General features: G+C 63.5%; 21 protein-coding genes. 20 read left to right on the top strand and 1 reads right to left on the bottom strand.

The annotated features are described in order from the left end of the window. Positions 1-4: 4 nt before the first annotated feature. The 20 genes from rplP to ACXI0D_RS07945 all read left to right on the top strand — a co-directional run bounded on the left by rplP (position 5) and on the right by ACXI0D_RS07945 (position 10,849). Positions 5-418 (top strand): 50S ribosomal protein L16, encoded by a 414-nt coding sequence (gene rplP / locus ACXI0D_RS08040; RefSeq protein WP_004154486.1) that lies wholly within the window; start codon positions 5-7, stop codon positions 416-418. Next, entirely contained in the window at positions 418-603 is a 186-nt protein-coding gene (gene rpmC, locus ACXI0D_RS08035) for a 50S ribosomal protein L29 (protein WP_004154487.1), read from the top strand. Before rplP ends, rpmC begins: the two co-directional genes overlap by 1 nt. Before the next feature lie 11 nt (positions 604-614). Then, positions 615-884 (top strand): 30S ribosomal protein S17, encoded by a 270-nt coding sequence (gene rpsQ / locus ACXI0D_RS08030; RefSeq protein WP_004154489.1) that lies wholly within the window; start codon positions 615-617, stop codon positions 882-884. A gap of 12 nt (positions 885-896) precedes the next feature. After that, the gene (gene rplN, locus ACXI0D_RS08025; protein WP_010483978.1) at positions 897-1,265 is read left to right on the top strand and encodes a 50S ribosomal protein L14; all 369 of its coding nucleotides are present in this window, start codon (positions 897-899) and stop codon (positions 1,263-1,265) included. 16 nt (positions 1,266-1,281) lie between these two features. Continuing rightward, positions 1,282-1,599 carry a 50S ribosomal protein L24 gene (gene rplX, locus ACXI0D_RS08020; protein ID WP_004154490.1) on the top strand — a complete coding sequence of 106 codons (318 nt, stop codon included), beginning with the start codon at positions 1,282-1,284 and terminating at the stop codon, positions 1,597-1,599. Positions 1,600-1,610: 11 nt separating this feature from the next. After that, positions 1,611-2,153, top strand: coding sequence for a 50S ribosomal protein L5 (rplE, locus tag ACXI0D_RS08015; RefSeq protein WP_005415416.1), 543 nt, complete (start codon positions 1,611-1,613; stop codon positions 2,151-2,153). Between the two features lie 18 nt (positions 2,154-2,171). Then, positions 2,172-2,477: a 30S ribosomal protein S14 gene (gene rpsN, locus ACXI0D_RS08010; RefSeq protein WP_005408209.1), complete on the top strand. Its 306-nt coding sequence runs from the start codon at positions 2,172-2,174 to the stop codon at positions 2,475-2,477. Between the two features lie 259 nt (positions 2,478-2,736). Continuing rightward, complete coding sequence (gene rpsH, locus ACXI0D_RS08005) at positions 2,737-3,135, top strand: 30S ribosomal protein S8 (protein WP_005408210.1); 399 nt, start codon at positions 2,737-2,739, stop codon at positions 3,133-3,135. Positions 3,136-3,153: 18 nt separating this feature from the next. Further along, entirely contained in the window at positions 3,154-3,678 is a 525-nt protein-coding gene (gene rplF / locus ACXI0D_RS08000) for a 50S ribosomal protein L6 (RefSeq protein WP_049446764.1), read from the top strand. A 31-nt stretch (positions 3,679-3,709) separates the two neighbouring features. Further along, positions 3,710-4,063, top strand: coding sequence for a 50S ribosomal protein L18 (gene rplR / locus ACXI0D_RS07995; RefSeq protein WP_005408212.1), 354 nt, complete (start codon positions 3,710-3,712; stop codon positions 4,061-4,063). Positions 4,064-4,224: 161 nt separating this feature from the next. Beyond that, entirely contained in the window at positions 4,225-4,767 is a 543-nt protein-coding gene (gene rpsE / locus ACXI0D_RS07990; RefSeq protein WP_005408213.1) for a 30S ribosomal protein S5, read from the top strand. Then, positions 4,760-4,951 carry a 50S ribosomal protein L30 gene (rpmD, locus tag ACXI0D_RS07985; RefSeq protein WP_479642466.1) on the top strand — a complete coding sequence of 64 codons (192 nt, stop codon included), beginning with the start codon at positions 4,760-4,762 and terminating at the stop codon, positions 4,949-4,951. Before rpsE ends, rpmD begins: the two co-directional genes overlap by 8 nt. A 6-nt stretch (positions 4,952-4,957) precedes the next feature. Next, positions 4,958-5,401 carry a 50S ribosomal protein L15 gene (gene rplO / locus ACXI0D_RS07980; protein ID WP_004154498.1) on the top strand — a complete coding sequence of 148 codons (444 nt, stop codon included), beginning with the start codon at positions 4,958-4,960 and terminating at the stop codon, positions 5,399-5,401. 7 nt (positions 5,402-5,408) lie between these two features. Then, positions 5,409-6,776, top strand: a complete 1,368-nt coding sequence (secY, locus tag ACXI0D_RS07975) for a preprotein translocase subunit SecY (protein ID WP_101764976.1) — start codon at positions 5,409-5,411, stop codon at positions 6,774-6,776. A gap of 347 nt (positions 6,777-7,123) precedes the next feature. After that, positions 7,124-7,480, top strand: coding sequence for a 30S ribosomal protein S13 (rpsM, locus tag ACXI0D_RS07970; protein ID WP_004154500.1), 357 nt, complete (start codon positions 7,124-7,126; stop codon positions 7,478-7,480). A gap of 11 nt (positions 7,481-7,491) precedes the next feature. Beyond that, positions 7,492-7,881 carry a 30S ribosomal protein S11 gene (rpsK, locus tag ACXI0D_RS07965; RefSeq protein WP_004145443.1) on the top strand — a complete coding sequence of 130 codons (390 nt, stop codon included), beginning with the start codon at positions 7,492-7,494 and terminating at the stop codon, positions 7,879-7,881. Positions 7,882-7,896: 15 nt separating this feature from the next. Next, positions 7,897-8,526, top strand: coding sequence for a 30S ribosomal protein S4 (gene rpsD, locus ACXI0D_RS07960; RefSeq protein WP_004145446.1), 630 nt, complete (start codon positions 7,897-7,899; stop codon positions 8,524-8,526). A gap of 56 nt (positions 8,527-8,582) precedes the next feature. Further along, complete coding sequence (locus tag ACXI0D_RS07955; protein WP_005408216.1) at positions 8,583-9,581, top strand: DNA-directed RNA polymerase subunit alpha; 999 nt, start codon at positions 8,583-8,585, stop codon at positions 9,579-9,581. 191 nt (positions 9,582-9,772) lie between these two features. Then, positions 9,773-10,156, top strand: coding sequence for a 50S ribosomal protein L17 (gene rplQ, locus ACXI0D_RS07950; RefSeq protein ID WP_005408217.1), 384 nt, complete (start codon positions 9,773-9,775; stop codon positions 10,154-10,156). 186 nt (positions 10,157-10,342) lie between these two features. Continuing rightward, entirely contained in the window at positions 10,343-10,849 is a 507-nt protein-coding gene (locus ACXI0D_RS07945) for a disulfide bond formation protein B (RefSeq protein WP_005415421.1), read from the top strand. A gap of 105 nt (positions 10,850-10,954) precedes the next feature. On the opposite strand, the gene ACXI0D_RS07940 is transcribed toward ACXI0D_RS07945, so the two are convergent. Then, entirely contained in the window at positions 10,955-13,075 is a 2,121-nt protein-coding gene (locus ACXI0D_RS07940; protein WP_479642465.1) for a TonB-dependent receptor, read from the bottom strand. Positions 13,076-13,239 lie beyond the last annotated feature (164 nt).

The following is a 13,239-nucleotide window of genomic DNA, read 5'->3' as shown; positions in this document are numbered from 1 at the left end:
GACAATGTTGCAACCCAAGCGAACCAAGTACCGCAAGGTACACAAGGGCCGTAACGATGGCCTGAGCTGGAGCGCCAACGCTGTCAGCTTCGGCGAATACGGCCTGAAGGCAACCGCACACGGTCAGCTGACCGCGCGTCAGATCGAAGCGGCCCGCCGCTCGATCAGCCGCTACGTCAAGCGCGGCGGCAAGATGTGGATCCGCGTGTTCCCCGACAAGCCCATCACCAAGAAGCCCATCGAAGTCCGAATGGGTTCTGGTAAGGGTAACGTGGAATACTGGGTGGCCCAGATCCAGCCCGGCCGCATGATCTATGAAATCGAGGGTGTTTCCGAGGAAGTGGCTCGCGAGGCGTTCCGCCTGGCCGCCGCCAAGCTCTCGGTCACCACCACTTTCGTGACCCGTACGGTGCGCTGATGGATATCAAAACTCTCCGTGAAAAGTCGGCTGACGAACTCAAGGCCCACCTGATCGACCTGCGTAAGGAACAGTTCTCTGTCCGTATGCAGCAGGTCACCGGCCAGCTGCCGAAGACCCACGACATTCGCCGGGTCCGTCGCGAGATTGCTCGCGTCAAGACCCTGCTCGGCAGCACGAAGTAAGGATGGCCGCTATGAGCGACAATACTGAAAAGAAGACGCTGCGCACGGTCGAAGGCCGTGTCGTCAGCAACAAGATGGACAAGACGGTTACCGTCCTGGTTGAGCGTCAGGTCAAGCACGCGCTGTACGGCAAGTACATCAAGCGCTCGACGAAGCTGCACGCCCACGATGCCGACAACGCCTGCAAGGAAGGCGATGTCGTCCGCGTGACCGAGATTGCTCCGATGTCCAAGACCAAGAACTGGCGCGTGGTGGAAGTCATCACGCGTGCGGCTGAATAAGGAGTCTGAATCATGATCCAGATGCAGAGCTACCTTGACGTCGCGGACAATTCGGGTGCCAAGCAGGTGATGTGCTTCAAGGTGCTGGGTGGTTCCAAGCGCCGTTACGCCGGCATCGGCGACATCATCAAGGTCACCGTGAAGGATGCGATTCCGCGCGGCAAGGTCAAGAAGGGTGAAGTGTATGACGCCGTCGTGGTGCGTACCCGCAAGGGTGTGCGTCGCGCCGACGGTTCGCTGATCCGCTTCGACGGCAACGCTGCCGTCCTGCTGAACAACAAGCAGGAGCCGATCGGTACCCGTATCTTCGGGCCGGTGACCCGTGAACTTCGTTCGGAGAAGTTCATGAAGATCGTCTCGCTCGCTCCCGAAGTGCTGTGAGCGACAGGAGATAATCATGGCTAACCGTATCAAGAAGGGCGACCAGGTTGTCGTCAACGCTGGCAAGGACAAGGGCAAGCAGGGCGAAGTCGTCCGCGTCGACGGCGACCGTGTGGTCGTCGCCAACGTGAACATCGTCAAGCGCCACACCAAGCCGAACCCGCAGGCAGGTGTTGCCGGCGGCGTGGTCGAGCGCGAAGCTTCGATCCATATCTCCAACGTGAACGTGCTGAACCCGGCTTCGGGCAAGGGCGAACGCGTTGGCTTCAAGGTGCTGGAGGATGGACGCAAACTGCGTGTGTTCCGCTCCAGCGGTGAGGCGCTCGACGCCTGAGGAATGTGAAGATGACTTCCCGTCTCGAAAAGATCTACAAGGAAGAAGTGGTGCCGGCGCTGATGAAGCAGTTCGGCTACACCAATCCGATGGAAGTACCGAAGCTCGTCAAGGTCACCCTGAACATGGGTGTCGGCGAGGCTGCCACCAACAAGAAGATCCTGGAAAATGCCGTCGCGGACATGACCAAGATTTCCGGCCAGAAGCCGGTTGTCACCAAGTCGCGTATCTCGGTTGCGTCGTTCAAGATCCGTGATGGTTGGCCGATCGGCTGCAAGACCACGCTGCGTCGCCACAAGATGTACGAGTTCCTGGATCGTCTGATCAACATCTCGCTGCCGCGCGTGCGCGACTTCCGTGGTGTTTCCGGTCGTTCCTTCGACGGCCGCGGCAACTTCAACATGGGTGTGAAGGAACAGATCATCTTCCCGGAAATCGACTTCGACGCCGTCGACGCGATCCGCGGTATGGATATCGCCATCACCACCACTGCGAAGACCGACGCGGAAGCGAAGGCGCTGCTGGCAGCGTTCAAGTTCCCGTTCCGTAACTGATCTGTCGAGGAAACCGAAATGGCAAAGACCTCCATGGTCAACCGCGACATCAAGCGGGAAAAGCTGGCCAAGAAGTACGCTGAGAAGCGTGCGGCTCTGAAGAAGATCGTGTCCTCCGTGGATGCGACCTACGAAGAGAAGATCGACGCCGCAACCAAGCTGGCCAAGCTGCCGCGCGATTCGTCGCCGAGCCGCCAGCGCAACCGTTGCGAGCTGTCGGGTCGTCCGCGTGGCGTCTACAGCAAGTTCGGCCTGGGCCGTAACAAGCTGCGCGAAGCCACCATGCGTGGCGACGTCCCGGGTCTGCGCAAGGCCAGCTGGTAATCCCAGTCGGCCCTGCGATCAGCAGCCCCTGCGGGGGCCGCTGAACCGGGGAGGGGAGGCGTTCAGCTTCCTTTCTGTGAAAAAACCCGAAGAGCCCGACGCAAGTCGGGCTCTTTTGGCGTATACTCCCGCGTCTTGCCCTGTGCAGACGGGGTTGTGGGAGTGGGCTTCTGGCCCGCTGCATCAAGGGACCTGGCCCGTTTCCAGGAGACAACAGATTTTCGCGAAAGCGGATATCGGTGCACTCAAAGGTACTCATATGAGCATGACTGATCCCATCGCCGACCTGCTGGTCCGCATCAAGAATGCGGCCGCGGTTGGCAAGCAGACGGTGAAAGCCCCGTCGTCCAAGATCAAGGTTGCGATCGCCCAGGTCCTGAAGGACGAGGGTTACATCACCGACCTGCGCGTGACCCAGCTGGAAAACAACAAGTCCGAGCTGGAAATCGTGCTGAAGTATTTCGAAGGCAAGCCGGTCATCGCGACCCTGAAGCGCTTCTCGCGTTCGGGCCTGCGCCAGTACCGCGGCAAGAGCGAGCTGCCGAAGGTCATGAATGGCCTGGGTATCTCCATCATTTCCACCTCCAAGGGCATCATGACTGATGCGCAGGCGCGCCAGCTGGGCGTCGGCGGCGAAGTCCTGTGCTTCGTGGCCTAAGGCGAAAGGAGTAGAACTATGTCCCGCGTAGCCAAGAAGCCCATCACCCTGGGTAAGGTCGAACTGAACGTCCAGTCGGAAAGCATCACCGTCAAGGGCCCGAAGGGCACCCTGTCGCTGGTCAAGCCGGCCGGTATTGCCATCAACGTCGACAGCGGCGTTGCCACCCTGAGCACCGAGAGCGCCGACCTGGTCGCGCTGACCGGTACCGTGCGTGCGATCCTGGCCAACATGGTCAAGGGCGTGTCCGAAGGCTTCGAGCGCAAGCTGGAACTGGTCGGCGTGGGTTACCGTGCTGCCATGCAGGGCAAGGACCTGAGCCTGTCGCTCGGTTTCTCGCACCCGGTCGTGTTCGTGGCGCCGGAAGGCATCACCATCACCACCCCGACCCAGACCGAGATCCTGGTCCAGGGCGCTGACAAGCAGGTCGTCGGTGAAGTTGCCGCCAAGATCCGTGCGTTCCGCAAGCCGGAGCCGTACAAGGGCAAGGGCGTGAAGTACTCCGACGAAGTCATCATCCGTAAGGAAGCCAAGAAGGCCTAATAGGCGCTTCCGCTTTCAAGGGAAAAACATCATGAACAAGAACATCGCCCGCCTGCGTCGCGCCAAGTCGACCCGCGCCCACATCCGTGAGCTCGGCGTCGCCCGCCTGTCGGTGCTGCGCACCGGCCAGCACCTGTACGCCCAGGTCTTCACCGCCGACGGTTCCAAGGTGCTGGCTGCTGCCAACACCACCCAGACCGACGTCATGGAAGGCCTGAAGAACGGCAAGAACGCCGATGCCGCTGCCAAGGTTGGCCGCATCGTCGCTGAGCGCGCCAAGGCCGCCGGCGTCGAGAAGGTTGCCTTCGATCGTTCGGGTTACCGCTACCACGGCCGCATCAAGGCCCTGGCAGAAGCCGCCCGCGAAGCCGGCCTGCAGTTCTAAGGGATAAGGGCAGGGGGCTGATGGCCTCCTGCCCGCCTGCTCGCCAGCCTGAGTGAGGCTGGACGGCGCCGCTCTTCTGCAGCGGTCCACCGGAACGACGCGTCACTCCACAACCATAAGCGGCCCCGAGCCGTACATACCCAAACAACCAAGGAATCAACATGGCAGAAGAGCGTCAGCAGCGGGGTCGCGATCGCGACCGTAACCGCGAAGAGAAGATCGACGACGGCATGATCGAAAAGCTGGTCGCGGTCAATCGCGTCAGCAAGACCGTCAAGGGTGGCCGCCAGTTCACCTTCACCGCCCTGACCGTTGTCGGCGACGGCGAAGGCAAGGTCGGTTTCGGTTATGGCAAGGCCCGCGAAGTGCCGGTTGCCATCCAGAAGTCGATGGAGCAGGCCCGCAAGAACCTGGTCAGCGTTGACCTGAACAACGGCACCCTGTGGCACACCATCAAGGATGGTCACGGCGCAGCCCGCGTGTTCATGCAGCCGGCTTCGGAAGGTACCGGCGTGATCGCCGGCGGTGCCATGCGCGCCGTGCTGGAAGCCGTTGGCGTGAAGAACGTGCTGGCCAAGGCCACCGGTTCGCGCAACCCGATCAACCTGGTGCGTGCCACCGTGAAGGGCCTGTCTGCTGCGCAGTCGCCGGCTCGCATCGCGGCCAAGCGCGGCAAGAAGGTGGAGGAACTCAACCATGGTTAATGAGTCCAACAAGACTGTGAAGGTCCGCCTGGTGCGTGGCCTGCGTGGTACCCAGTCGCGTCACCGCCTGTCGGTGCGTGCCCTGGGCCTGAACAAGCTCAACGATGTGCGTGAACTGAAGGACAGCCCGCAGGTACGCGGCCTGATCAACAAGGTTCAGTACCTCGTCCAGGTTGAGGAGTAATCGACCATGACTCTGCGTCTCAATGAACTGAGCCCGGCACCGGGCGCCCGCACCGAGCGCACCCGCGTCGGTCGCGGTATCGGCTCGGGCCTGGGCAAGACTGCCGGCCGCGGCCACAAGGGTTCGTTCGCCCGTAAGGGTGGCGGCAAGATCAAGGCTGGCTTCGAAGGCGGCCAGACCCCCATGCAGCGTCGTCTGCCGAAGATCGGCTTCCGTTCGCCGATCGCCAAGGATACCGCTGAAGTGCTGCTGTACGCGCTGGACAAGCTGCCGGCCGGTGAGATCGACTTCGCCGCCCTGCGTGCTGCCAAGCTGGTCCCGAGCACCGCAAAGAAGGCCAAGGTCGTCGTCAAGGGCGAAGTGACCAAGGCGTTCACCCTGAAGGGTATTGCTGCCACGGCTGGTGCCAAGGCCGCGATCGAAGCTGCCGGCGGCAGCGTAACGGAGTAAGAAAATCATGGCGCAAGCTGGCATCGGTAACCTCGCGGGCGGAATGGGCAAGTTCACTGAACTTCGCCAACGTTTGCTGTTCGTCGTCGGGGCTTTGATCGTCTATCGCATCGGCTGCTACGTGCCGGTGCCGGGCGTCAATCCCGATGCCATGCTTGCCATGATGCAAACGCAGGGCGGCGGCATCGTGGACATGTTCAACATGTTCTCGGGCGGCGCCCTGCACCGTTTCAGCATCTTCGCGCTGAACGTGATGCCGTACATCTCGGCATCGATCGTGATGCAGCTGGCCGTGCACATCTTCCCCGCCCTGAAGGCGATGCAGAAGGAAGGTGAGTCCGGTCGCCGCAAGATCACCCAGTATTCGCGCATCGGCGCCGTGCTGCTGGCGGTGGTGCAGGGCGGCTCGATCGCACTGGCCCTGCAGGGCCAGGTCTCGCCGTCGGGCGCTCCGGTCGTGTATGCGCCGGGCATGGGCTTCGTGCTCACCGCCGTGGTCGCACTGACCGCCGGCACCATGTTCCTGATGTGGGTCGGTGAGCAGGTCACCGAGCGCGGCATCGGCAACGGCGTGTCGCTGATCATCTTCGCCGGTATCGTTGCGGGCCTGCCGGGTGCGGTCATCCACACCTTCGACGCCTACCGCGACGGCAACATCCAGTTCATCCAGCTGCTGCTGATCGCCATCGTCGTGCTCGCCTTCACCTTCTTCGTGGTGTTCGTCGAGCGTGGCCAGCGCCGGATCACGGTGAATTACGCGCGCCGCCAGGGCGGTCGCAACGCGTACATGAACCAGACCTCGTTCCTGCCGCTGAAGCTCAACATGGCCGGCGTCATCCCGGCGATCTTTGCCTCGAGCCTGCTGGCCTTCCCGGCCACCCTGGCCATGTGGTCCGGCCAGGCCGCCAACCAGAGCAGCTTCGGCCAGGTCCTGCAGAAGGTCGCCAACGCCCTAGGCCCGGGCGAGCCGCTGCACATGATCGTGTTCGCTGCGCTGATCACCGGTTTCGCGTTCTTCTATACCGCGCTGGTGTTCAACTCGCAGGAAACCGCCGACAACCTGAAGAAGTCCGGCGCGCTGATTCCAGGCATCCGTCCGGGCAAGGCCACCGCCGACTACATCGACGGCGTGCTGACCCGCCTGACCGCGGCTGGCTCGGCGTACCTGGTGATCGTCTGCCTGCTGCCGGAACTGATGCGCACGCAGCTGAACGCCTCGTTCTACTTCGGTGGTACGTCGCTGCTGATCGTGGTGGTGGTGGTGATGGACTTCATCGCCCAGGTGCAAGCGCACCTGATGTCCCACCAGTACGAGAGCCTGCTGAAGAAGGCCAACCTGAAGGGTGGCAACCGCGGCGGTTTTGCCCGCGGCTGATAGGCCTGTTATACTTTCGTCTTCCTGACGTGATGGTCCCTCCGCTTCGCGGACTCCGGCCACACAAACGAAGGGCGGCCCCCGCAGCGGTTCCGGGTGGGGGTGTGATGAGGTGGTCCCGCGCTGGAGTAGCGCGGGCGGCCCCGGGGGAAACTCCAGGTCCAACCCCATCCGGCGCCGGAGCCTGGGCACACTCCCCAGGCCGGGTTCATGAAACCAATGGTTTCACGGGCTTCCATGTAAACCGGAACCTTGTTAGTATCGCTAGTTCACTTTTTTGATCCATCCTGCCGGATTGGCGTGCCCGAGGCGCGCTGTCGGCCATCACTCAGCTGGAGAACCGCGTCATGGCGCGTATTGCAGGCGTCAACCTGCCAGCCCAGAAGCACGTCTGGGTCGGGTTGCAAAGCATTTACGGCATCGGCCGTACCCGTTCGAAGAAGGTCTGCGAAGTCGCAGGCGTTGCTTCGACCACCAAGATCCGCGATCTGTCGGAGCCGGAAATCGAGCGCCTGCGCGCCGAAGTCGGCAAGTACATCGTGGAAGGCGATCTGCGCCGTGAAATCGGTATCGCGATCAAGCGCCTGATGGACCTGGGCTGCTACCGCGGCCTGCGTCACCGTCGTGGCCTCCCGCTGCGTGGCCAGCGCACCCGTACCAACGCCCGCACCCGCAAGGGTCCGCGCAAGGCGATCAAGAAGTAAGGGACTGAGAAATGGCTAAGCCCGCTGCTAAGACCAAGAAGAAGATCAAGCGCGTCGTCACCGACGGCGTTGCCCACGTCCACGCTTCGTTCAACAACACCATCGTCACCATCACCGACCGCCAGGGCAACGCTCTGTCGTGGGCGACCTCCGGTGGCGCTGGCTTCCGCGGTTCGCGCAAGTCGACCCCGTTCGCTGCCCAGGTGGCTGCTGAAAAGGCCGGTCGTGCTGCGCTGGACTACGGCGTGAAGTCGCTGGAAGTCCGCATCAAGGGCCCGGGTCCGGGCCGTGAGTCGGCCGTGCGTTCGTTGAACAACGTCGGCTACAAGATCACCAACATCATCGACGTGACGCCTATCCCGCACAACGGGTGCCGTCCGCCGAAGAAGCGTCGCGTCTAAAGGGAGCGATAAGAAATGGCTCGTTATATCGGTCCTACCTGTAAGCTCGCCCGTCGCGAAGGCGCCGACCTGTCCCTGAAGAGCCCGGCGCGTGCGCTGGACTCGAAGTGCAAGCTGGAGCAGAAGCCCGGCCAGCACGGCGCCACTGCCCGCAAGGGCAAGCTGTCCGACTACGCCACCCAGCTGCGTGAAAAGCAGAAGGTCAAGCGTATCTACGGCCTGCTGGAGCGTCAGTTCCGCAACTACTACAAGAAGGCCTCGACCAAGAAGGGCAACACCGGCGAGAACCTGCTGCAGCTGCTGGAAACCCGCCTGGACAACGTCGTCTACCGCATGGGCTTCGCCGTGACCCGTCCGGCTGCCCGTCAGCTGGTGTCGCACCGCGGCGTCACCGTGAATGGCAAGTCGGTCAACCTGGCTTCGTACCAGGTCAAGGCTGGCGACGCCATCGCCCTGTCCGAAAAGGCTGCCAAGCAGCTGCGCGTCCAGGAAGCCCTGACCGTCGCCGCCCAGCATGACCTGAGCCCGTCGTGGGTTGAAGTGGATTCCGGCAAGTTCACCGGCATCTTCAAGGCTGTTCCGGATCGTTCGGATCTGCCTGCGGACATCAACGAAGCGCTGATCGTCGAGCTGTATTCGAAGTAATTCATCATTGGAGAGCCCCCGGCGACGGCCGGGGGTTCACTAGGAGAACCCGCAACATGACGGTTACCGCCAACCAGGTTCTGCGTCCTCGCGGTCCGCAGATCGAACGCCTTACCGACACCCGTGCAAAGGTCGTTATCGAACCTTTGGAGCGGGGTTACGGGCATACGCTGGGTAATGCCCTGCGTCGCGTGCTGCTGTCGTCCATCCCGGGCTTCGCCATCACGGAAGTCGAAATCGACGGCGTGTTGCATGAGTACACCACGGTCGAAGGTCTGCAGGAGGACGTGCTCGAAGTCCTGCTGAACCTGAAGGACGTGGCAATCCGTATGCACTCCGGCGACAGCGCCACGCTGTCCCTGTCCAAGCAGGGCCCGGGCGTTGTCACCGCTGCCGACATCAAGGTCGACCACAATGTGGAGATCCTGAACGGCGACCATGTGATCTGCCACCTGACCAAGGATACGGCGATCAACATGCGTCTGAAGATCGAACGTGGTTTCGGCTACCAGCCGGCTGCCGCGCGTCGTCGTCCGGACGAAGAAACCCGTGCCATCGGCCGCCTGGTCCTGGATGCCTCGTTCTCGCCGGTCCGCCGCGTCGCCTATGCCGTGGAAGCGGCCCGCGTCGAACAGCGTACCGACCTGGACAAGCTGGTCATCGATATCGAGACCAACGGCACCATCGACGCCGAGGAAGCCGTGCGCACCGCCGCCGACATCCTCAGCGACCAGCTGTCGGTGTTCGGTGACTTCACCCACCGTGACCGCGGTGCGGCCAAGCCGGCCAACAACGGCGTGGATCCGGTGCTGCTGCGCCCGATCGACGATCTGGAGCTGACCGTGCGTTCGGCCAACTGCCTGAAGGCTGAAAGCATCTACTACATCGGCGATCTGATCCAGAAGACCGAAGTGGAGCTGCTGAAGACCCCGAACCTGGGCAAGAAGTCGCTCACCGAGATCAAGGAAGTGCTGGCTCAGCGCGGCCTGTCGCTCGGCATGAAGCTGGAGAACTGGCCGCCGGCCGGCGTCGCCAGCCACGGCATGCTGGGCTGATATCGGTAATGCCTGAAGGCTCCACCGTTCGCGGTGGGGCCTTCAACGCACCACACCATGCCACGACGAACCGCAGGTTCGCGGGGCAGGTCGTCCAGGACGGACGGCCAGGACCATCCGCAGTCCGCGCAGCAACGCCAGGATGGCGACAACGATCCGCACAGCCTCATCATTAACCAAGGAATATCACCATGCGTCACCAGAAGTCTGGCCGTAAGTTCAGCCGTACCAGCGCCCACCGCGAAGCGATGTTCAAGAACATGGCCGCCTCGCTGTTCAAGCACGAGCTGATCAAGACCACCCTGCCGAAGGCCAAGGAACTGCGCCGCGTTGCCGAGCCGCTGATCACCCTGGCCAAGGTCGACTCCGTCGCCAACCGCCGTCTGGCCTTCGCCCGCCTGCGCGACAACGAAGCCGTGGGCAACCTGTTCACCATCCTGGGCCCGCGCTACGCGAACCGTCCGGGCGGCTACCTGCGCCTGCTGAAGTGCGGCTTCCGCGCCGGCGACAACGCGCCGATGGCCTACGTCGAGCTGGTTGACCGTCCGGTCGTGGCCGAGGAAGTGGCCGAGTAATCGGACCGCTCCAACGCGACACAGCGAAAGCCCGGCCTCTGCCGGGCTTTTGCGTTTTCGGGGTCGGATCCCTTTCCGCAGGACAGGGCTCTGACCCGCACCGTTCCGACAGGCGTCACCTGTGGCGGTTCGAATGGCGCGCACTCTCGGTTACGCTTGGCGCCTTGATCCATTCGAGCGTTGACGATGAATCCACTGCGCTGGCCCTTCCGCGCCCAGTTCTTCCTGGGCTTCCTGATCTGCGCGGGCCTGCTCGGCTACGCGATCTTCCTGCAGCTGAAGATGGGCCTGGAGCCGTGCCCGCTGTGCATCTTCCAGCGCCTGGCATTCGCTGCGCTGGGCCTGCTGTTCCTGATCGGTGCGTTGCATGGGCCGTCCAACCGCCCCGGCCGCGCGACCTACGGCGTGCTGGCCTTCATTGCCGCCGCAGTGGGCGTTGGCATTGCTGCGCGCCACGTCTACGTGCAGATGCTGCCGCCGGAGATGGGCGCGACCTGCGGCCCGCCGCTGAGCTTCCTGCGCGAGACCATGGGGCCGCTGGAAGTGTTCCGCACGGTGCTGACGGGTACCGGCAACTGCGGCAACATCGACTGGACGTTCCTGGGCCTGACCATGCCGATGTGGTCGGGCGTGTGGTTCGTGCTGCTGGCGCTGTGGGCGTTGGTGGTGTCGCTGCGCAAGGTCAAGCGCTGAGAGCGAAACGGGGTCGGATCCCTTTGCATCGCAGAGGGCTCTGACCCCATTCCCGGTGCGGGGGCAGAGCCCTTTCCTGCGGAAAGGGATCCGACCCCTGTCTCCTCAGAAATCCTGCTGCAGGCTCAGATAGGCGCCACGGCGCGGCCCCCACTGCGGCGCGAACACGCCAACACCGCCACCGTCACGCAGCTGGTAGCTGCGGTCCAGCGCGTTGATCACCGCCAGCTGCACGTGCAGCGGATGTCCGCTGTCGGCGTTGAAGTCGTGCCCGGCGCTGAGGTTCACCTGCAGGTAGGACGGCAGCTCACCGCCGTTGGGCACGCCCTCGATATCCGAACGCAGGCCGCTGCCGAACACGTAGTTGGCGCCGATCCGGTTGTGCCCGGCGAAGGCGTAGCTGAAGCCTCCCGACGACGTCAGCTTCTGGTCGTGGTCCAGGTGGATCCAGTGGTCGGCCACATAGGCCAGCGCGTCCGGATCGAGGTTGTACTGGCCGGTGATGACCTGGGTGCCGATGGCCTTGTTGTACGCCGTGTTGAAGTAGGCGCTGAACGGACCGTTGCTGTAGTCGGCACTGAACTCCAGGCCACGGATATGGCCGCGGCGGTAGTTGAACGTCGAGTAGATGTAGGCGGCGCCGAACTGGCCTTCGTCCTGCAGGCGCGCGACGCGGCGGTCGTACGCGTCCAGGCCCAGGGTCAGGTGTTCACCCAGCTGCTGCGAGACGCCAATGTCGTAGTAGTCGCTGCGTTCGGCCAGCGGTACGTTGTTGCCGCCGCTGGGCTGCTGGTTGGTGGTGCCGTCATACAGGGCGATATCGCTGCTGGCGATCAGCTCACTGGCCGGTGGCGTGAAGTAACGCGAATAGCCGGCATGCACGGTGGTGCTGTTGCTCGCATTCCAGACCACGCCCACGCGCGGGCTGAGCTGGCCCTCGGTGTGGCCGAAGGCCTTGTAGCGATCACCACGCAGGCCGTAGTTCACGGTCCAGTCGTCGCCGATCTTCCATTCATCCTGCACGTACAACGCCAGCGTGCTGGCATGGAAGGCGCTGCGGTCGGGAATCAGCAGCGGCGTGGTGCTGGACTGCTGGCCGGCGTCATCGACCGGGAACACCCAGCTGCTGTTGCTGGCCCGCGCGTTCTCGTAGTTGCCGTACAGGCCGTAGCGCAATGTGTGGTCGTTGCCCAGTGGGGTGGAGAAGTCGGCCTGCAGGGTGTTGGCGCGGTTGCTGCGCTGGACCTGCGAGGCGACGCCACTGAACACCAGATCGCCGATGACATCCGGGTTGAACGCTACGTCGCTGTAGCGCTGCCCGGCGGACAGCTGGTAGGCGGTGCTGCCCAGCGTGCCCTGCAGCACCAGCATGCCGAAGCGGGTGGTTTCGCGCTGGGTTTCATCCAGCTGGCTGGAGTCGAAGGTGGTGGTGTCCAGGTAACCGAACTGCGGGGTCTGCCCTGGGTTGACCGGGATCTGGAAGCGGTTGTTGGCGAAGCCGGCGAACACGCTCAGGCGGGTGTTCTCGTTGACCAGGTAGGTCAGGTCGGCGAAGGCCTTGCCCTGGTGGGTGTCGTCGTGCAGCGGCTTGCGCGAACTGGTCGGATTCTCCAGGCCGACCTCGTTCTGGTCGTAGTTGCCGGTCAGGAACCAGCTCCAGCGTCCCTGGTTGCCCCACCACGAGGCATTCGGATTGATCTTGCCGAACGAGCCTGCGGTCAGCCCGGCGCTGCCGCCATTGCCGAGCTCGGCACCACTGCGCGTGGTGATGTCGACCACCGCCGCGGTGCGCTCGCCGAACTGCGCCGGCAGTGCGCCATCCATCAGGCGGATGCTCTTGATGGTGCGGGCGTCCAGGGTCTGGCCGAAGCCGGAGATCGATTCGGGCAGCAACACGCCGTTGATGCGGTACTGCAGATTGGCGTGGTCGCCGCGCACGTGCACGCCGCCATAGGAATCCTGGACCACGCCGGGTGCCTGCAGCAGTACCTGGCTGAGCGGCGCAGAGGCACCCAGCGGCTGCTTCTGGATGTCCTCGGCGGTGATCTGGTACTGGCTGCTGCCGATGTCCGGCGACAGCGCGTTGCGGGCCTGGTCGAGCTGGGCGCTGACGGTGACCGTGTCGAGGTCCTTCACCGGGGCGGCATCGGCAGCCGCGGCGGGGGAGGGCAGGCTGGCAAGGGTCAGGGCGAAGGTGATGCCGGTAGCGAGCAGGGAAGGCTTCATGGCGGATGGGCTGTGGAAGGGGCCAGTGGGGATGGAGTGTTACTTCGTAACAATGCGTGGCGAATCATGCGCCTGTCCGGGCGGCCGTGGCCATGCGGTTTGTGGCCGATCGCGATGCGCTTTCCCCGGCGTTCAGTCATGTGTAGACGGCGCCCGGCCCTTTG

The organism is Stenotrophomonas sp. C9D9, from assembly GCF_056491205.1.
This window is presented reverse-complemented; position numbering and strand designations above follow the sequence as displayed.